Annotated in this window: 19 protein-coding genes and 1 pseudogene; 12 read left to right on the forward strand and 8 right to left on the reverse strand. The window is 69.8% G+C overall.

The window, feature by feature from the left end; genetic code table 11:
- Position 1 precedes the first annotated feature (1 nt).
- From GT007_RS17580 to GT007_RS17595, 4 genes are read left to right on the forward strand one after another with little or no spacing between them, the layout of a single operon-like run.
- Entirely contained in the window at positions 2 to 916 is a 915-nt protein-coding gene (locus GT007_RS17580; protein ID WP_160122965.1) for a branched-chain amino acid ABC transporter permease, read from the forward strand.
- On the forward strand, positions 909 to 1,883 hold the full coding sequence (locus GT007_RS17585; protein ID WP_160122966.1) for a branched-chain amino acid ABC transporter permease: 975 nt from the start codon (positions 909 to 911) through the stop codon (positions 1,881 to 1,883). Before GT007_RS17580 ends, GT007_RS17585 begins: the two co-directional genes overlap by 8 nt.
- Positions 1,876 to 2,631 carry an ABC transporter ATP-binding protein gene (locus GT007_RS17590; RefSeq protein WP_160122967.1) on the forward strand — a complete coding sequence of 252 codons (756 nt, stop codon included), beginning with the start codon at positions 1,876 to 1,878 and terminating at the stop codon, positions 2,629 to 2,631. The genes GT007_RS17585 and GT007_RS17590 overlap by 8 nt, the downstream gene beginning before the upstream one ends.
- Positions 2,631 to 3,332, forward strand: coding sequence for an ABC transporter ATP-binding protein (locus tag GT007_RS17595; protein WP_160122968.1), 702 nt, complete (start codon positions 2,631 to 2,633; stop codon positions 3,330 to 3,332). Before GT007_RS17590 ends, GT007_RS17595 begins: the two co-directional genes overlap by 1 nt.
- Here GT007_RS17595 and GT007_RS17600 read toward each other — a convergent pair.
- From GT007_RS17600 to GT007_RS17610, 3 genes are all read right to left on the reverse strand, one after another.
- Positions 3,310 to 4,578: a Zn-dependent hydrolase gene (locus tag GT007_RS17600; RefSeq protein WP_160122969.1), complete on the reverse strand. Its 1,269-nt coding sequence runs from the start codon at positions 4,576 to 4,578 to the stop codon at positions 3,310 to 3,312. The genes GT007_RS17595 and GT007_RS17600 overlap by 23 nt on opposite strands.
- A 54-nt stretch (positions 4,579 to 4,632) precedes the next feature.
- The gene (locus GT007_RS17605; RefSeq protein ID WP_160122970.1) at positions 4,633 to 5,028 is read right to left on the reverse strand and encodes a DoxX family protein; all 396 of its coding nucleotides are present in this window, start codon (positions 5,026 to 5,028) and stop codon (positions 4,633 to 4,635) included.
- A gap of 165 nt (positions 5,029 to 5,193) precedes the next feature.
- Positions 5,194 to 6,213 carry an LLM class flavin-dependent oxidoreductase gene (locus GT007_RS17610; protein WP_160122971.1) on the reverse strand — a complete coding sequence of 340 codons (1,020 nt, stop codon included), beginning with the start codon at positions 6,211 to 6,213 and terminating at the stop codon, positions 5,194 to 5,196.
- 257 nt (positions 6,214 to 6,470) lie between these two features.
- On the opposite strand from GT007_RS17610, the gene rpsF reads away from it, so the two are divergent.
- From rpsF to serA, 6 genes are all read left to right on the forward strand, one after another.
- Entirely contained in the window at positions 6,471 to 6,929 is a 459-nt protein-coding gene (gene rpsF, locus GT007_RS17615; protein WP_160122972.1) for a 30S ribosomal protein S6, read from the forward strand.
- A gap of 5 nt (positions 6,930 to 6,934) precedes the next feature.
- The gene (gene rpsR, locus GT007_RS17620) at positions 6,935 to 7,213 is read left to right on the forward strand and encodes a 30S ribosomal protein S18 (protein WP_160122973.1); all 279 of its coding nucleotides are present in this window, start codon (positions 6,935 to 6,937) and stop codon (positions 7,211 to 7,213) included.
- Between the two features lie 24 nt (positions 7,214 to 7,237).
- Positions 7,238 to 8,122, forward strand: coding sequence for a hypothetical protein (locus GT007_RS17625; protein WP_160122974.1), 885 nt, complete (start codon positions 7,238 to 7,240; stop codon positions 8,120 to 8,122).
- 12 nt (positions 8,123 to 8,134) lie between these two features.
- Complete coding sequence (gene rplI / locus GT007_RS17630; protein ID WP_160122975.1) at positions 8,135 to 8,686, forward strand: 50S ribosomal protein L9; 552 nt, start codon at positions 8,135 to 8,137, stop codon at positions 8,684 to 8,686.
- Positions 8,687 to 8,855: 169 nt separating this feature from the next.
- The gene (folE, locus tag GT007_RS17635) at positions 8,856 to 9,488 is read left to right on the forward strand and encodes a GTP cyclohydrolase I FolE (RefSeq protein WP_160122976.1); all 633 of its coding nucleotides are present in this window, start codon (positions 8,856 to 8,858) and stop codon (positions 9,486 to 9,488) included.
- Positions 9,489 to 9,583: 95 nt separating this feature from the next.
- Positions 9,584 to 10,825, forward strand: coding sequence for a phosphoglycerate dehydrogenase (gene serA, locus GT007_RS17640; protein WP_160122977.1), 1,242 nt, complete (start codon positions 9,584 to 9,586; stop codon positions 10,823 to 10,825).
- Positions 10,826 to 10,843: 18 nt separating this feature from the next.
- Here serA and GT007_RS17645 read toward each other — a convergent pair whose 3' ends face one another.
- From GT007_RS17645 to GT007_RS17655, 3 genes are read right to left on the reverse strand one after another with little or no spacing between them, the layout of a single operon-like run.
- Positions 10,844 to 12,523, reverse strand: a complete 1,680-nt coding sequence (locus GT007_RS17645) for a putative 2-aminoethylphosphonate ABC transporter permease subunit (RefSeq protein ID WP_160122978.1) — start codon at positions 12,521 to 12,523, stop codon at positions 10,844 to 10,846.
- Complete coding sequence (locus GT007_RS17650; protein ID WP_236571733.1) at positions 12,516 to 13,541, reverse strand: ABC transporter ATP-binding protein; 1,026 nt, start codon at positions 13,539 to 13,541, stop codon at positions 12,516 to 12,518. Before GT007_RS17650 ends, GT007_RS17645 begins: the two co-directional genes overlap by 8 nt.
- Positions 13,538 to 14,560: a putative 2-aminoethylphosphonate ABC transporter substrate-binding protein gene (locus tag GT007_RS17655; protein WP_160122980.1), complete on the reverse strand. Its 1,023-nt coding sequence runs from the start codon at positions 14,558 to 14,560 to the stop codon at positions 13,538 to 13,540. Before GT007_RS17655 ends, GT007_RS17650 begins: the two co-directional genes overlap by 4 nt.
- Positions 14,561 to 14,724: 164 nt before the next feature.
- Here GT007_RS17655 and GT007_RS17660 point away from each other — a divergent pair, with 164 nt between their 5' ends.
- Positions 14,725 to 15,855 (forward strand): TIGR03364 family FAD-dependent oxidoreductase, encoded by a 1,131-nt coding sequence (locus GT007_RS17660; protein WP_160122981.1) that lies wholly within the window; start codon positions 14,725 to 14,727, stop codon positions 15,853 to 15,855.
- Positions 15,852 to 16,655, forward strand: coding sequence for a phosphonoacetaldehyde hydrolase (gene phnX, locus GT007_RS17665; protein WP_160122982.1), 804 nt, complete (start codon positions 15,852 to 15,854; stop codon positions 16,653 to 16,655). The genes GT007_RS17660 and phnX overlap by 4 nt, the downstream gene beginning before the upstream one ends.
- 82 nt (positions 16,656 to 16,737) lie before the next feature.
- Here the strand turns inward: phnX and GT007_RS17670 are convergent, their stop codons facing one another.
- Entirely contained in the window at positions 16,738 to 17,055 is a 318-nt protein-coding gene (locus tag GT007_RS17670; RefSeq protein WP_160122983.1) for a YnfA family protein, read from the reverse strand.
- Between the two features lie 176 nt (positions 17,056 to 17,231).
- Positions 17,232 to 17,340: pseudogene (locus tag GT007_RS22575) on the reverse strand (IS5/IS1182 family transposase); the annotation flags it as partial.

Consider the following 17,340-nt stretch of genomic DNA (forward strand, 5'->3'; position numbering starts at 1 on the left):
CATGGCGCTCCTCGCTGAGCAGTTGCTGAACGGCCTCCAGCTCGGCGTCATGCTGTTCCTGCTGGCCGCCGGGCTGACGCTGGTGTTCGGGATCATGGGCGTGATCAACCTCGCCCATGGGTCGCTGTACATGGTGGGGGCCTTCGGCGCCGCCGTGGTGGCGCAGGCCACCGGCAGCTGGTGGCTGGCGCTGCTGGGCGGGCTGCTGGCCGCGGGTGTGACCGGCATGGTGATGGAGCTGGTGGTGCTGCGGCGATTATACGCGCGCGACCATCTGGACCAGGTGCTGGCGACCTTTGGGCTGATCCTGTTCTTCAACCAGCTGATGGTGCTGCTGTTCGGCCGCCAGCCGCGCTTCGTGGCCCTGCCCGCCTGGTTCACCGGCTCGGTCGAGATCATCCCCGGCGTGCCCTACCCGTCCTACCGGCTGCTGATCATCGCGGTGGGCCTCGCGGTGGCGGGCGGGCTATACTTGCTGATCCAGCGCACGCGCATCGGCATGCTGGTGCGCGCGGGGGCCACGCATCGGGAGATGGTGCGGGCGCTGGGGGTCGATATCCGGCTGCTCTACACGCTGGTGTTCGGGCTGGGGGCACTGCTGGCGGGGCTCGCGGGCATCATGGCCGGGCCCGTCTTCAATGTGCAGGTCGGCATGGGTGAGCAGATCCTGATCCAGACCTTCGTGGTGGTGGTGATCGGGGGCATCGGCTCCGTGCGCGGCGCGCTGTTCGGGGCGCTGCTGGTGGGTGTGGTCGATACGCTGCTGCGCGGCTTCGTGCCCGGGCTGCTGCGCGGCGTGCTGGATGCCAGCCAGGCCGATGCGCTGGGGGCCGCGCTGTCCTCCATGGGGGTCTATGTGCTGATGGCGCTGGTGCTGCTGATCAAGCCGCGCGGGATCTTCCCCGCCCATGCGTGAGAAGATCGCCCTCGCCATCCTGTTCGCGGCGGCCGTCGCCCTGCCCTTTCTCATGCGCGCGCTCGACCTGCCGGGCGGCACAGGGGTGGCCACCTCCATCCTGTGCCTGGCCTTCGCGGCGTCCTCGCTGAACCTGATCATCGGCCATGGCGGCATGATCAGCTTCGGCCATGCTGCCTATTACGGGATCGGCGCCTATACGGTGGGCATATTGTGGGAGCATTTCCGCCAGCAGGAGCCGATCTTCGGCCTCATCCCCGGCACCGACCAACTGCTGATCACCCTGCCCGCCGCGATGCTGATGGCCGGGCTGGCGGCCGCCGTGATCGGGGCGCTGTCGCTGCGCACTTCCGGCGTGCAGTTCATCATGATCACGCTGGCCTTCGCGCAGATGCTGTTCTTCCTGTTCGTGGGCCTCAAGGCCTATGGCGGCGATGACGGCATGACCATCCGCCGGCGCAACGCCGTGCCGGGGCTCGATCTGCGCGACATCGACCAGCTGTACTGGCTGGTGCTGGGGGTGCTCTGCGCCTGGCTGTTCCTGCAATGGCGCATCGTCGGCAGCCGCTTCGGCCGCGTGCTGGAGGGCATCCGCCAGAATGAGCGCCGGATGCGCGCCATCGGCATCTCGCCCTATCCCTACAAGCTGGCGGCCTTCGTCATCGCGGGCATGGGCGCGGGTGCGGCGGGCGCGCTGATGGCCAATTACATGCGCTTCGTCTCGCCCGATATCATGAGCTGGCAGAAGTCCGGCGAGATCATGGTGGTGGTGATCCTGGGCGGCATCGGCACGCTGCTGGGGCCGGTGCTGGGTGCCATCGCCTTGCAGGGGCTGGAATTCTTCCTGGGCGGCCTGACCGAGCATTGGGCCATCATCCTCGGCCCCATCCTGGTGGTGGTGGTGCTGTTCGGGCGGGGCGGCATCATGGCGCTGGTGAACCGCCTGCTGGGGGTGCGCCGTGGCTGAACCCATCCTGGAGATCGCGGGTCTGGTAAAGCGCTTTGGCGGGCTAACGGCCACCGATCACCTCTCGCTGGATGTGCGCCCCGGCGAGATCCACGCCTTGATCGGCCCCAATGGCGCCGGCAAATCCACCCTGATCGGCCAGCTGGTGGGGGAGATCGCGCCCGATGCCGGCACCGTGCGCTTCCTGGGCCAGGACGTGACGCGCGCCTCCGTGCCCGCGCGGGTGAAGATGGGGCTCGGCCGGTCCTTCCAGATCGTGCAGTTGCTGGATGAGGAAACGGCGCTGGCCAATGTGGCGCTGGCCGTGCAGGCGCATGCGGGCCACAGCTTCCGCTTCTGGCGCCGCGCGGACCGCGACGAGCGGCTGCTGGCCCCCGCCCGCGCCCTGCTGGACCAGGTGGACTTCCCCGAACCCCGCCGCGCCGCCCGCGTGGCCGACATGTCCGCCGGGGAACGCAAGGTGCTGGAACTGGCCATGGTGCTGGCGGGCGCCCCCCGCCTGCTGCTGCTGGACGAGCCCATGGCCGGGCTCGGCGCCAGCGAGAGCATCCGCATGACCGACACGCTGCGCGCGCTGAAGGGCGGCCCCGCGATGCTGCTGGTGGAACACGACATGGACGCCGTCTTCGCGCTCGCGGACCGCATCACCGTGCTGGTCTATGGCCGCGCCATCGCCACCGGCACGGCGGCCGAGATCCGTGCCAACCCCGCCGTGCAGGAAGCCTATCTGGCCGAGGAGGGTGCGTGATGCTGCAGGCGCTGGGCCTTGAGGCTGGCTACGGCCCGTCCCAAGTCCTGTTCGACGTGAACCTGAGCATCGGCGAGGGCCAGGTGGCCACGCTGCTCGGCCGCAACGGCATGGGCAAGACCACCACGGTGCGCGCCATCATGGGGCTGAACCCCGCGCGCGGGGGCAGCCTGACCTTCCGTGGCGAGCCCATCGCCGCCCTGCCGCCGGAGCGCGTGGCCCAGCGCGGCATCGGCCTGGTGCCGGAGGGGCGGATGGTCTTCCCCACCCTGACCGTGCGCGAGAACCTGATCGCCACCGCCGCCGACCGTTTCCACCGCGCCAGCCCCTGGACCCTGCCGCGCATCTTCGCCCTGTTCCCGCGCCTGGGTGAGCGGCAGAACCAGTTGGCGCGCACGCTCTCGGGCGGGGAGCAGCAGATGCTGGCCATCGGCCGCGCGCTGATGACCAACCCCTGGCTGCTGATCCTGGACGAGGCGACCGAGGGGCTGGCGCCGGTCATCCGCGCGGAAATCTGGTCCACCCTGGCCGCGCTGAAGGCAGAGGGGCTGGCGATCCTGGTGATCGACAAGAACCTGACCGCGCTGAAGCGCCTGGCCGACCGGCACCATGTGCTGGAAAAAGGCCGCACCGTCTGGGCCGGCAGCGCGGAAGAACTGGAGCGCGACGCGGAAATGGTCAGGGGGTGGATGGGGATCTGATCGGGCGGAGCCCCTCCCTCACCGCATCCAGCAGCACATTCGCCCCCGCCACCAGCTCCGCCTCCGGGGTGAACTCCCGCGGATTATGGCTGATCCCGCCCTGGCTCGGCACGAAGATCATCGCGGCCGGGCAGATCCGCGCCAGCATCTGCGCGTCGTGCCCCGCGCCGGAGGTCATGCGCCGGCTGCGCAGCCCGCGCCCAGCGGCGGCCTGTTCCACCGCGCCGACCAGTGCCTGGTCGAAGGGCACGGGCTCGAAGCGGGCCAGCCGGTCGGTGGAGATCACGAAACCCTCGGTGGCGGCCAGATGCTCCAGGAAGGCGGCCAGCGCCGCTTCGGCGGCCTGCAGCCGCGCCTCGTCCGGGTCGCGCAGATCCACGGTAAAGGTGGCGCGGGAGGGGATGACGTTGATCGCGTTGGGCACCAGCTCCAGGCAGCCCACGGTCGCCACGGTGGGCGCGTTGCCGCCGGTCGCGTGCTCCCGAAGGAACAGCATGACGCGGGCGGCGGCCATGCCAGCATCCTGGCGCATGGACATGGGGGTGGTGCCGGCGTGGTTGGCCGTGCCCTCGATGGTCACGCGCTGCCAGGAAATGCCCTGCACCGTCTCGACGGCGCCGATCGGCAGCCCCTCGCGCTCCAGCACCGGGCCCTGCTCGATGTGCAGTTCCAGATAGGCGTGGGGGCGCAGGAAGCCGAGCTCCCGCTCGCCGGCATAGCCGATGCGGGACAGCTCCTCGCCCAGCACCGAGCCGTCCACGCCAGGGGTGGCCAGCGCCTGTTCCAGCGGCAGGCCGCCGACATAGGCCAGGGAGCCCAGCATGTCCGGGGCGTAGCGCACGCCCTCCTCATTGGTGAAGGCCACGACCACCAGGGGGCGCGCGGGCCGGATGCCGGCTTCCCTTAGGGTCTCGATCACCTCCAGCCCCGACAGCACGCCGTAACAGCCATCATAGATGCCGGCATTGATCACGGTGTCGATGTGGGAGCCCATCATGACCGGCGCCGCATCTCCCTGCTCCGGCTCGCGCCAGATGCCGAAGATGTTGCCGATGCGGTCCACCGCCAGTTCCAGCCCGGCGGCGGCGATCCAGCCCGCCAGCAGGTCCCGGCCGGCCTTTTCGGTATCGGATGCCGCGAGGCGGGTCAGGCGCCCTTCGCCATCCCGCCCCGTATCGCCGAGAGTGCGCAGGCGGCCGAGCAGCCGCTGCGCGTTGATGGAAAGCCTGTCGGTCTGGTTCGCCATGGGGCGGGAATAGACCAGGGGCGCCCCCCAAGGGAACGCCCCCCAAAAGATGGTTCAGGCGTAGCGGGGCGTGCCGAACAGGCTCAGCTTGCCGTTGACCTGCCATTCCCGCCGCCAGGCGTCGGCGGCCACGACCACCGAGCAGAAGCCCCAGAAGAACAGGTACTCAACACCGCCCAGGTTCCACAGCCAGCCCACGCCCTTCGTGTTGAACACGGCGATGCCCGCGAAACCCATCACCCCGGCGGAGACGAGGCCCAACCACTTGGTCTGGATGTTGAAGATGAAGCCGATGGCGCAGGCGATCTCCATCACCAGCGCGACGTACAAAAAGAACGTCCCCGGATGGAAACCGCCGCTCTCGAAGAAACGGGCGGATGCTTCCATCCGCAGGATCTTGTAAAACCAGTGCGGTAGATAGAGCAGCCCCAGCATGATGCGGACAGGCATCAGGGGATCGCGGGAGAAAGATGGGAGCAGGGCCATGACCTGCCTCCATTCTGCTTCGGCAGATGCCCCTATGGCACCCCGCCGGATGAGCGGAGACTGGTCTCGATACCCTCGCCCGGCCTTGTGCGAGATCAAGAACGATATCGCCGTGGTGAATGAGCGTTATCACCCGTTACAATGGAGCGGGGCGAACTCGCCCATCACCTCCCGCGCGAACAGCGCCTGGGAGGCAAGGGATTCCTCCGCCCGCATATCCCCGAAGGCGAAGCGCGCCAGCACATAGTTGCAGCCGGAATCGCGGATCTGCGCCGCCAGCTGCGCCCGCACGCTGGCCGGGCTGCCCGCCAGCGCCTTGCCGCTGGCCAGCAGCGCGTCGAAATCGGGCGGGAACATCAGGGTGTGCGGCGCGCCGCCCTTCAGCCGCCAGAGATGCGTGAAGCTGCGGTGCCAGGCCGCATAGGCCCGCCGCCCCAGCGCCAGGGCCGCCGCGTCGCTCTCCGCCACCACGGCATGGCGGTTGATGCCCATCAGCGGCTCCGCCTGCCCTGGCGCCAGCAGGGCGCGATAGGCATCGGTGATCGGGCGGGCGGCGGTGGCGTCGTGGCTGGTGACGATGTTCATGCGGCGGGGCGCGATGCGGGCCACCGTCGCGGCGCGCGTCACGCCATACCACAGCGGCGGGTGCGGCGCCTGCACCGGGCCGATCACCACCGGCAGCCCCTCGGCGCGAAAGAAGCGGCCGGAGAAATCCACCTGCCCGCCCTCGCCGCGCAGGATCAGCAGGATCAGTTCCAGCGCCTCCTCGAAGCGGGGCTCGGCTTCCTCGGGCGCTATGTTGTGCAGGCGCAGCTCGATGGGTGAGGCCCCGCGCCCCACCCCCATCTCCAGCCGCCCGCCGGAGATCTGGTCGAGCATGGCGATCTCCTCCGCCAGGCGCAGCGGGTTGTACAGCGGCAGGTTCCACACCAGCGGCCCGAAGCGCAGCCGGCGCGTGCGCTGGGCGAGGGCCGCCATCAGCAGGCTGGGCGAAGGCGCGACGGACAGCGGCGTGCCGTGGTGCTCGGTGGCGTGGAAGCGGGTGAAGCCCAGCGCCTCCCCGGCTTCGGCCAGGCGCAGACGGTGCTCGAAATCCTCGGCCACGGTGCCGGCGCCATGGTCCATATGGTCGAACAGCCCGAATTCCATGGCGCGGCCCCTTCCCGTTGCATGCGCCGGACGCTACCGGCGGGATGCGGCCGGGGGAACGCCGGAATCGGCGATACAACCTGTGCGTGCAGGCGGCGGACGGGCTTTCTCGCCCCAGGCCGCTTTCCGCCTTGACGCCCGGGCGCATCCAGTGTTTACGCCCCCCGTCCCTGCCGTGGCGTTGGCGCGCCGCGGCTATGCCTATTTGTGTCCAATGGTTGGGCACGCCAGGCTGAGCTCATCCGAAGGGAGCAGACATGCCGTTGTATGAGTGCGTGTTCATCGCGCGCAATGACGTTTCGCAGCAACAGGTGGATACCATCACCGACGCCCTCGTGACCCTGGTCACCGAGGCCGGCGGCGAGGTTCGCAAGCGCGAGTACTGGGGCCTGCGCGCCCTGGCCTATCGCGTGAAGAAGAACCGCAAGGGCCACTACACCCTGCTGGGTCTCGAGACCGCCGCCCCCACCATGCAGGAAGTGGAGCGCCAGCTCGCCCTGCATGAGGACGTGCTGCGCACGCTGACGATCCGCATCGACGAGATCGACGACCAGCCCAGCGCGATCCTGAGCAAGCGCGGCGACGACCGCGAGCGCGGCTTCCGTGGGCCCAAGCCCACCGGCCGCTTCGCCTCCGGCCGTGGCCGTGGCGACGACCGCGAAGAGTTCCGCGCCCGCTCGCGCGATGAGCTCGACGTTTCCGAGATCGAGGAGTAAGCCCCATGAGCGACGACGCGCAGCTCGTTCCCGCCGCCCGCCGCCCCGCCGTGGGCGCCCGCCGGCCCTTCTACCGCCGCAAGAAGTCCTGCCCGTTCTCCGGCCCCAACGCGCCGAAGATCGACTACAAGGACGTGCGTCTGCTGTCCCGCTTCCTCTCCGAGCGGGGGAAGATCGTGCCGAGCCGCATCACGGCCGTCAGCGCCAAGAAGCAGCGTGAGCTGGCCCAGGCCATCAAGCGCGCGCGTTTCCTGGCCCTGCTGCCGTATGTGATCGCCGACTAAGCAGGCCAAGGCTCAGGGTTCACCATGATGAAGGGCTTCGACAATCCGGCAGCGCTGGCGGGTTCCGCCGCGGGGCTGGTCGCGGCCCTGATGCTGATGTGGGCCACGCGGGGGCTGCCTCTGGGCAGTGTCCTGATGTGGTTCACGCCACTGCCCATCCTGCTCGCGGGCCTCGGGTTCGGCACCACGCCGGCCTGGGTCGCGGCGGGGGTGGGCGCCGTGGTGCTGGCCGTCTCGGTCAACATCGCGGCCACGCTCATCTTCCTCGGCATCTTCGCGGTGCCGGCCGCCCTGCTCGTCAGCCTGTTCCTCAGGCCCGATGGGCAGAGCCTGTCGCTCCCCCTGGCGTCGCTCGGGTTGTACCCCGCGGCGGCGCTGCTGTGCCTGGCTGCCTGGTACGCGCCGTCCGGCGGGCTTGAGCCCGTGATGCGCGAAGCCGTGGAGCAAGGCTCCGCCCGCATGGGCCTCATGCTGTCAGACGGCATGGTCCAGGCGGTGGTGCGGGTGAAGGCGGCGGCGGTGGGGTTCTGGATGGCGCTGACGCTGTCGGCCAACGCCGGCATCGCGCAGCGTATCCTGGCCCGGCGCGGGCTGGCCCTGCGCCCCAACCCGGCCACCGCCTTCGCGCGGATGCCGGGCTGGTACCTGGTGCTGGTGCTGGCGGCGGCCCTGGCCGCAGCCGTGCTGGGTGGGGCCGTGGCGTTGTCGCTGCTGCTGCTGTTGCTGCTGCCCTTCTTCCTGATGGGTGTGGCCGGCGCGCATGGGCGGCTGCGGCGGCAGAATGTGTGGTGGCTGGCGGCATTCTACGTGGTGATGGTGCTGTTCCTGCAGATCATGGCGCCCGCGATGGTGGGCCTGGGGCTTTACGAACAATGGGCGCGGCGCGCTTCGCCGCCGCCGCAGACCTAGGAGAACTTAACAATGATCGAATTGATCCTGATGCAGCGGGTCGACAAGCTCGGCCAGATGGGTGACCTGGTGAAGGTGAAGCCCGGTTACGCGCGCAACTTCCTGCTGCCCGGTGGCAAGGCCATCCGCGCCAGCAAGGAAAACCTGGAGCGGTTCTCCGCCCAGCGCGCGCAGCTCGAGGCGCAGAACCTGAAGCGCCGCGAGGAAGCCGAGCGTGTGGCCGAGCGCGTGGAGAACATCGCCGTGACCCTCATCCGCCAGGCGGGTGAGAGCGGCGGCCTCTACGGTTCCGTCTCCGCGCGCGACATCGCCGACGCCGCCAAGGAAGCCGGCCTGACGATCACCCGCCAGCAGGTGCTGCTGGTGGAGCCGATCAAGGTGCTCGGCCTGTCCACCGTGCGCGTGGAACTGCACCCCGAGGTGCATATCCCCGTGATCGTGAACGTCGCCCGCAGCCTGGAAGAAGCCGAGCGCCAGGCGCGCGGCGAAGAGCCGGTGCGTGAGGAAGAGCCCACGCTGGAGGCCGAGCTGGCCGCCGAGCTGGGCGCCGCCGCGCGCGACTAATCCGACTCAATAAGTCGGAAAATACGGTTGGGGGCGGGTTGCGGAGACGCGATCCGCCCCCATCTCGTGATTACTCCCGGGGTGATACGGCGCGGCACAGGGCCCGCCGGCGCGCCACGGGCGGGCCCAGCCCCTTGCGGACAGGCCCCAGCGGGATTGTCATGCGGCCATGAACGAAGTCACGCCTCCGCACCGCCTCTCCACCGGCCCCATCGCGCGGCCCACCCGCGCGGAGGCCGAGGCCGCCGTGCGCACCATGCTGCTCTGGGCCGGTGACGACCCGGACCGCGAAGGCCTGGTGGACACCCCCGCCCGGGTCGTGCGGGCCTATGAGGAATTCTTCCAGGGCTACGCCGACGATCCGGTCGAGATGCTCGCCCGCTCCTTCGAGGAGACGGACGGCTATGACGAGATGGTCGTGCTGCGCGACATCCGCCTGGAATCGCATTGCGAGCACCACATGGTGCCCATCATCGGCAAGGCCCATGTCGCCTACCTGCCCAATGGCCGGGTGGTCGGCATCTCCAAGCTGGCGCGCGTGGTCGAGACCTATGCCAAGCGCCTGCAGATCCAGGAGAAGCTGACGGCCCAGATCGCCAACACGATCGAAACCGTGCTGCAGCCCAAGGGCGTGGCCGTGGTGATCGAGGCCGCCCACCAGTGCATGACCACCCGCGGCATCCACAAGCCCGGCGTCACCATGGTGACCAGCCGCATGCTGGGTGCCTTCCGGGAGAATCACTCCACCCGGAAGGAGTTCCTGTCGATGATCCAGGGCAGCCGGGGCAACATCGAAGGCTAGGCCGGGCGCGCCTTCCCGCAAGCCCCACGGCTTGCGGGGGCAGCCATTCCGTTCCGGGGCTTGCACGATGCCCGTTCTGGCAGCAAGAGCGCCCCATGAGCGAGCTTCTTTCCCTGTCCAAGGACCGCATCCGTATCCTGCTGCTGGAAGGCATCAACGATACGGCCGTCTCCTTCTTCGAGCAGAACGGCTATGCCACCGTCACGCGCCTGAAGAAGGCGCTGGATGGGGAGGCGCTGAAGGAGGCGCTGAAGGGTGTCCATATCCTGGGCATCCGCAGCCGCACCCAGGTGACCGCCGATGTGCTGGAGGCGGCCGACCGGCTGATCTCCATCGGCTGTTTCTGCATCGGCACCAACCAGGTGGACCTGGCCGCGGCGCGCGAGCGCGGCGTGGTGGTGTTCAACGCCCCCTTCTCCAACACCCGTTCGGTGGCGGAGCTGGTGATGGGCGAGATCATCACCCTGCTGCGCGGCGTGTTCCCGAAATCGGTGGCCGCTCATGCCGGCATCTGGGCCAAGACGGCCGACGGCTTCCATGAGGTGCGCGGTCGCACGCTGGGCATCGTGGGCTATGGCAGCATCGGCAGCCAGCTGTCGGTGCTGGCCGAGGCCTTCGGCATGCGGGTGCTGTTCTTCGACACCCAGGCCAAGCTGCCGCACGGCAATGCCAGCCGCTGCAACTCGCTGGACGAGCTGCTGATGTGGTCGGACATCGTGACGCTGCATGTGCCCGAGACACCCTCCACCATGGGCATGATCGGCGCCGAGCAGCTGGCGAAGATGCGCCCCGGCGCGATCTTCATCAACAACGCCCGCGGCACGGTGGTGGACCTGAAGGCCCTGGCGGACGCGCTGCGCAGCGGCCATCTGGCCGGTGCCGCCGTGGACGTCTTCCCCGAGGAGCCCGCCCGCAACGGCGACCCCTTCGTGACGCCGCTGCAGGGCATCGAGAACGTGATCCTGACGCCGCATATCGGCGGCAGCACCGAGGAAGCCCAGGCCCGCATCGGTGAGGAAGTGGCCGGCAAGCTGGTGGACTACTCCGACACCGGGGCCACCATGGGTGCGGTGAACTTCCCGCAGGTGGCGCTGCCGACGCAGGCCACCGGCGTGCGCTTCATGCACGTGCACCACAATGTCCCGGGCATCATGAACGGGATCAACACCATCTTCGCCCGGCGCGGCGTGAACATCGCCGGCCAGTACCTGCAGACTGATGGCGAGGTTGGCTACGTGGTGGTGGATGCGGGCGCGACGCGCGACAGCCAGGCGATCCTGGAGGAGCTGCGCGCCCTGCCGGGCACGATGCGGGCGCGGCTGCTCTACGAACGCTGAGGCGGCGCGGCGGCGCGCCTAGCGCCGCCGCCACCTCTGCATCCCCCGCCCCAGCGCGGCTCCCAGCCCCAGCTGCGCCAGTTTGACCGCCAGATTCAGCCCCAGCAGCACCACGGCCATGGCGGCGGCGGCCGAGACCTGCCCCGTCTCATCCATATGCACCACCGCGACCGAGGCGGGCTTGGTGTCGGGCCCATACAGGAAGATCACGGCCGAGACGGTCGTCATTGCGGACATGAACAGATAGGCCGCGATCTCCAGGATGGCGGGCAGGCAGATCGGCAGGGTCACGCGCCAGAAGGTGACCCAGACCGGCACGCCCAGGCTGGCGGACACGCTCTCGAACTCCGGGTCCAGCTGGCGGATCGCGGTGACGGCGGTCAGGTGGCAGACAGTGTAGAAATGCACCAGCGAGTTCAGCACCAGGATGCCCAGCGTGCCGTACATCACCCCCAGCGGGTTCCAGGGCGCGTTGAAGAACAGGATATAGGCCAGCCCCAGCACCAGCCCCGGCACCGCCAGCGGCACGGCAGCCAGGAAACGCAGCGGGCCTGACAGCGCCGGCAGGCGCGGCCCGCGCTCCAGCAGCCAGGCCACCAGGAAGATGACGCCCGTGCCCAGCCCCGCCGTCAGGGCCGCGAAGACCAGCGAATTCCCCAGGCTGGACCAGCCCGCCGGATCGAACCGCCCGAAATCGTAGTTGTCGAGCGTGAGCGCCAGGTTCCACGGCCAGAACTGGATGAAGGAACCCCACACCGCCATCCCCACCACCGCCAGCAGCAGCCCCGCGATGGCGCAGCAGAACACGAACAGCGGCAGGTCCCGCCCGGTGCGCGGGCGGGGCGTATAGGGCACGGCGCGGCCGGAGAACACGCTCTCCTGCGCCGCATTCGCCCAGCGGTCGAAGCCATAGGCGGCCAGCGCCGGCAGCAGCAGGATCAGCCCCACCACCGCGCCCATGTTGAAATTCTGCTGGCCGACGACCTGCTTATAGACCTCGGTGGCCAGCACCGGGAAATTGCCGCCGATCACCTTGGGAATGCCGAAATCCGTCACCACCAGGGTGAACACCACGACGGCGGCGGAGGCGAGCCCGCCCCGCGCGCCGGGCAGGGTGACGGTGGCCAGGATCCGCCACCGCCCCGCCCGCAGGGACGCCGCGGCCTCGAACAGCCGGGCATCGGCGGCGGACAGCGCCACCGCCAGGATCATCGCGGCATGCGGGAAACAGGCCACGCATTGCGCCAGCACGATGCCCACCGGCCCCTGCAGGGGCGCGCCCATCAGCGCGCCGCGCAGAAAGCCCTGGTTGCCGAACAGATAGACCAGGCTCAACGCCGGCAGCAGCGAGGGCGCCAGCACCGGCAGCAGCATCACCGCCCGGAACAGCAGCCGCAGCGGGATGCAGCTGCGCGTCAGCGCATAGGCATAGGTGAAGGCCAGCGGCACCACCACCAGCGTTACCAGCGCCGCCGTCCACAGCGAATTCACCACCGAGGCCGCGAGGCTGGGCGTCGAGAGGTACTGGGCGACATTCGCCAGCCCCACGAAGCCGCCCTGGGCATCCTGGAAGGCGCGGACCAGCAGGAATCCCAGCGGCAGCACCAGCGCCGCGGCCAGGAAGACCAGCGCCACCGCCAGCCCGGCCAGCATGATCTTCTGGTCGGCGGGCAGCACCGGCCGCACGGGTTCAGCCATCGGCGAAGGCCAGCACGCGCGGCAGGGCGATGCGGATCTCGGCCCCCGGGGCCAGGCCCGCCACGGCGGCAGGCGGCCATTCGGCCTCCAGCACCAGCTCCGGCAGGGCCAGTTGCAGGCGGCAGACCGGCCCCTCGAAGGCGATGGCGCGGATGCGGGCGGGCATGCCCTGGGGGTCCGGCAGCACGTCCTCGGGCCGGATGAAGCCGCGCGCGGCCGCCCCCGCCGGCAGGTCCATGGCGGCGCGCAACGAAAGCCCGCCCAGCCGCAGCAGCCCCGGCGCCTCCACCATGGCCCGGAACTGGCTGGCCCGGCCGATGAAACCCGCGACGAAGCCGGTGGCGGGGCGCAGATACAGCTCCTCCGGCGAGCCGAGCTGCTCGATGCGGCCCTGGTTCATCACCGCGATGCGGTCGGCGACCGCCAGCGCTTCCTCCTGGTCATGGGTGACCATGATGGTGGTGATACGCAGGCGCTGCTGCAGGGCGCGGATCTCGGCGCGCAGGCGGTGGCGCACCACGGCGTCCAGCGCCGCCAGCGGCTCATCCAGCAGCAGCAGGCCGGGGCTGGCGGCCAGCGCCCGGGCGATGGCCACCCGCTGCTGCTGCCCGCCGGACAATTGCGCCGGGTATTTCCCGGCATGCTCCGCCAGCCCCACCAGCGCGAGCAGTTCCTCCAGCCGGGCCTGGCGCCGCGCGCGCGGCCAGGCGCCGCCCCGCAGCCCATAGGTGATGTTGGCCGCCGCCGTCAGGTTCGGGAACAGCGCATAGGATTGGAACACGATGCCGAAATCCCGCGCGGCGGGCGGCAGGGCCGTGATGTCCCGGCCGGCCTGTTCGATGCGGCCCTCGCTCGGCGGGTCCAGCCCGGCGATGGCGCGCAGCAGCGTGGTCTTGCCGCAGCCCGAGGGCCCCAGCAGGCACAGGAACTCCCCCTCCGCCACCGACAGCTCCACCCCCCGCAGCGCCTGGAAGGCGCCGTGGCGCTTGCCGATGGCCGAAAGCCGCAGATAGCTCAACGCGGGGCGGATTTGCCGTCGAAGCGGCGCGTCCATTCGCGCAGCAGTTCCTCACGCCGAGCGGAAAGCCCCGCGAAATCCTGGCTGACCAGGCGCTGGGCGAAATCGGCCGGGTAGTTGGGCACGCTGGCGCTGGCATCCGGGTGGGCCAGCAGCGCGAAGAAGCGGCCATAGGCCTCGTTCGCCTCGCGGCTCACGGTCCAGTCCGCCAGGCGGCGCGCGGCCTCCAGGTTGCGGGTGCCGCGCATGATCGCCGTCGCCTCCAGGTCGAAGCCCACGCCATCGGTCGGGATGATGATGTCGATCGGCGCGCCCTGGTTGCGCAGCGTGACGGAGCGCATGTCGAAGCTGATGCCCGCCGCGTATTCGCCGCGCGCCGCGTTGTTGCAGGGCGCGCTGCCGGAATGGGTATAGAGTTGGATGTTCTCATGCAGGCCGGTCATGTAGGTCCAGGCCGGCGCCTCCCCCATCGAACCGATCCAGCCCGCCATGGTCAGGAAGCCGGTGCCCGAGGAGGCCGGGTTGGGCATCACCACCTGCCCGCGGAAAGCCGGGTTCAGCAGGTCCGCCCAGCTGGAGGGGCGCGGCAGGCCGCGCTGCTGCGCCACCACCCGGTTGAAGCAGATGGCGGCCACATAGGCATCCATGCCCGTCCAGGTCATCGGCTCCCGCGCGGAGCGCATGTTGGGCCGCAGCGCGCTGGCGCCCTGGGGGGTGTAGGGTTCCAGCATGTCCTGGGATTCCAGGCTCAGCAGGCTGAACACCGACAGGCCCCAGACCATGTCGGCGCGCGGGTTGGCGCGCTCGGCCAGCAGGCGGGCGGTGATGACGCCGGTGCTGTCGCGCACCCAGGCGATCTCGATGCCCGGCACCGCGCGCTCGGCCGCGGCCTTGTAGGGCGCCAGCTGCTCGTTCTCGAGCGCGGTATAGACGGTGAGGCGGGTGCGGCTCTGGGCGCGGGCCTCGGCCGAGAACAGGCTGATCCCGGCGGCGATGGCGAGGAGGAGGGAGCGGCGCATGCGGTTTCCGTGCTGGCTGTCATCGCGGCCGGATTGACCGCAGCCCCCGCAGGGTGAAACAAACACCGCGCGATTTTCCAGCGTTTCCATGCCCATACTGGGGGCATTCCTTCGGCATCCCCGCGCGGACCCTCGGGTTTGTGCCAGCGAAACAGGCAGGCTGCATGTTACAGGGCTATGACATCGCGGTGGTGGGCGCGGGCATATTGGGGCTGGCCCATGCGCTGGCCGCCGCCCGGCGCGGCCTGAAGGTGCTGGTGCTGGACAAGGACGCCCAGGCCAATGGCGCCTCCATCCGCAATTTCGGCTTCGTCACCGTCACCGGCCAGCAGGCGGGGGATTGCTGGCGCCGGGCCATGCGCTCCCGCGACGTCTGGGCCGAGGTGGCGCCCCAGGCGGGCATCGACATCCTGCACAGCGGCTTCGCCATGCTGGCGCGCCGCCCCGAATCGGTGGCGGTGCTGGAGGCCTTCCGCCGCACGGAAATGGGCGCGGAATGCGAATTGCTGGACGCCGCCGAGGCCGCCCGCCGCTTCCCCGACCTGTGCGCCGGTACGCCCCGCGCCCTGCTCTGGAGCCCGCATGAGCGCCGGGTGGAAAGCCGCGACGCCATCCCGCGCCTGGCCGCCTGGCTGGCCGCCGCCCATGGGGTGGAATTCCGCCGCGACACGCTGGTGCGCGGCGTGACGGAAAAGGGCGTGGAGACCGCGGACGGCCTCATCCCCGCCCGCATGGTCGTGGTCTGCCCGAACGATGATTTCCTGACCCTGTTCCCCGAGCGCATCGCGGCCCAGGGCGTGACCAAGTGCAAGCTGCACATGCTGCGCCTGGCCAATCCTGGCTTCCGCCTGCCGGGGGCGGTGATGTCCGACCTGGGGCTGGTGCGCTACCTCGGCTATTCCGAACTGCCGGAGGCCGAGGCCCTGCGCCCCGTGCTGCTGGCCGAGCAGAAGGCCCAGCTCGACAACGGCATCCACCTGATCGTGGTGCAATCGGCCGATGGGTCGCTGGTGGTGGGCGACAGCCACCATTACGGCGCCACGCCCCACCCCTTCGCGCCCGAGGAGGTGGACCGGCTGATCCTGGAGGAATTCCAGGCGGCGCTCGGCATTGCCCCGCCCCCGGTGCTGGAACGCTGGACGGGCATCTACCCCTCAGCCCCCGACAAGCTGATGTTCCGCGACGCGCCAGCCGGCAACATCCGGCTGGTGATGGTCACCAGCGGCACCGGTGCCTCCACCTCCTTCGCCATCGCGGAGGAAACCCTGGCCGAACTGCACGGAGAACCCGCATGAGCATCCTCAAGGCCGTGGTGCTGGACTGGGCCGGCACGGTGGTGGATTTCGGCAGCCGCGCGCCCATGGGCGCCTTTGTCGAGGTGTTCCGCCAGTTCGGCGTGGAGATCACGGTGCCCGAGGCGCGCGGCCCCATGGGCATGGCCAAATGGGACCATATCCGCGCCCTGGGCAGCCTGCCGCGCATCGCCGAAGCCTGGCGCGCCGCGCATGGCCGCGACTTCTCCGATGCCGACGCAGACGCCATCCATGACGTGTTCGTGCCGCTGAACGCGCGGGTGGTGGTGGATTTCGCCCAGCTCATCCCCGGCGCCGCCCAGGCGGTGGCCACGCTGCGCGCCCGGGGCCTGAAGATCGGCAGCACCACCGGCTACACGCGGGAGATCATGGCCCCCCTGCTGCCGGCCGCCGCCGCCCAGGGCTATGCGCCCGACAATCTGGTCTGCGCGGGCGACCTGCCGCAGGGCCGGCCCTCGCCGCTGATGATGTACCGCTGCTTCCTGGACCTGAACGTGTGGCCCGCCAGCGCGGTGGTGAAGGTGGATGACACGCCGCCCGGCATCGGCGAGGGCATCAACGCCGGCAGCTGGACGGTGGGCGTGACCCTGACCGGCAACGAGGTGGGCCTGTCCGAGGCCGAACTGGCGGCCGTGAGCGCGGCGGAACGCGCCGCCCTGCATGAGGGCGCCGCCGCCAAGCTGCGAGCCACCGGCGCGCACTATATCATCGAGGGCCTGCATGAGCTGCCCGCGGTCATCGACCAGATCGAGGCCCGGATGGCGCGCGGCGACAGGCCCTAGCGCGGCTTCCGTTCGCACCGGCTCACGGAAACCGCTCTAGGTATTTGTTTTCACGATCATCTTTATCTGATCAGATGATGATCTAACGCGGCGCGAACAGGATCACGAGGGCGCCCGCTACGCACAGCGCGGCCCCCGCCATGTCCCAGCGATCGGGGCGGAAGCCCTCGACACACCACAGCCAGGCCAGGCTGGCCGCCACATACACCCCACCATAGGCCGCGAAGGCCCGGCCCGCCGCCTCGGAGGGGGACAGCGCCAGCAACGCCGCGAACCCCACCAGCGAGAGCACGCCCAGGCCCAGCCAGGCCGGGTGCGCGCCCTGCCGCCAGACGGCCCAGAAGGCGAAGCAGCCCGCGATCTCGAACAGGGCGGCGAGGGGGAACAGGATGAAAGCCATGACAGGTATTGTGGATGGGGGGCGCGCACTGGGGAAGGCGCCGCCTTCCCCAAGGGGGCAAAGACTGGGGAAGGCGCCGCCTTCCCCAGACCCCATCCGCTGGGGAGATAAGATCTCCCCAGGCCCCTGCGAGAAGTTTTGGGCCGGCGCTGATTCTATATAGGGCTTGTTGAGATTCATCGTGACCGTATGACGGCTGCGGCGAGATAGATCATGGCGGCGAATGAGCTGTCTGTTTTGTCGCTACGCAGTGCGATCCGTTTGAATTCCTTGAGTTTGGCGAAG

It is taken from the genome of Rhodovarius lipocyclicus, from assembly GCF_009900765.1.
Taxonomy (GTDB): domain Bacteria; phylum Pseudomonadota; class Alphaproteobacteria; order Acetobacterales; family Acetobacteraceae; genus Rhodovarius; species Rhodovarius lipocyclicus.

Coding starts and splice junctions, on each gene's coding strand:
- GT007_RS17585 (WP_160122966.1), top strand. CDS start 909: ATGCGTGAGAAGATCGCCCTCGCCATCCTGTTCGCGGCGGCCGTCGCC.
- GT007_RS17645 (WP_160122978.1), bottom strand. CDS start 12,523: ATGGCTGAACCCGTGCGGCCGGTGCTGCCCGCCGACCAGAAGATCATG.
- GT007_RS17670 (WP_160122983.1), bottom strand. CDS start 17,055: ATGGCTTTCATCCTGTTCCCCCTCGCCGCCCTGTTCGAGATCGCGGGC.
- GT007_RS17610 (WP_160122971.1), bottom strand. CDS start 6,213: ATGGAATTCGGGCTGTTCGACCATATGGACCATGGCGCCGGCACCGTG.
- GT007_RS17625 (WP_160122974.1), top strand. CDS start 7,238: ATGATGAAGGGCTTCGACAATCCGGCAGCGCTGGCGGGTTCCGCCGCG.
- rpsF (WP_160122972.1), top strand. CDS start 6,471: ATGCCGTTGTATGAGTGCGTGTTCATCGCGCGCAATGACGTTTCGCAG.
- GT007_RS17660 (WP_160122981.1), top strand. CDS start 14,725: ATGTTACAGGGCTATGACATCGCGGTGGTGGGCGCGGGCATATTGGGG.
- GT007_RS17600 (WP_160122969.1), bottom strand. CDS start 4,578: ATGGCGAACCAGACCGACAGGCTTTCCATCAACGCGCAGCGGCTGCTC.
- GT007_RS17595 (WP_160122968.1), top strand. CDS start 2,631: ATGCTGCAGGCGCTGGGCCTTGAGGCTGGCTACGGCCCGTCCCAAGTC.
- GT007_RS17655 (WP_160122980.1), bottom strand. CDS start 14,560: ATGCGCCGCTCCCTCCTCCTCGCCATCGCCGCCGGGATCAGCCTGTTC.
- GT007_RS17580 (WP_160122965.1), top strand. CDS start 2: ATGGCGCTCCTCGCTGAGCAGTTGCTGAACGGCCTCCAGCTCGGCGTC.
- serA (WP_160122977.1), top strand. CDS start 9,584: ATGAGCGAGCTTCTTTCCCTGTCCAAGGACCGCATCCGTATCCTGCTG.
- GT007_RS17605 (WP_160122970.1), bottom strand. CDS start 5,028: ATGCCTGTCCGCATCATGCTGGGGCTGCTCTATCTACCGCACTGGTTT.
- rpsR (WP_160122973.1), top strand. CDS start 6,935: ATGAGCGACGACGCGCAGCTCGTTCCCGCCGCCCGCCGCCCCGCCGTG.
- phnX (WP_160122982.1), top strand. CDS start 15,852: ATGAGCATCCTCAAGGCCGTGGTGCTGGACTGGGCCGGCACGGTGGTG.
- folE (WP_160122976.1), top strand. CDS start 8,856: ATGAACGAAGTCACGCCTCCGCACCGCCTCTCCACCGGCCCCATCGCG.
- rplI (WP_160122975.1), top strand. CDS start 8,135: ATGATCGAATTGATCCTGATGCAGCGGGTCGACAAGCTCGGCCAGATG.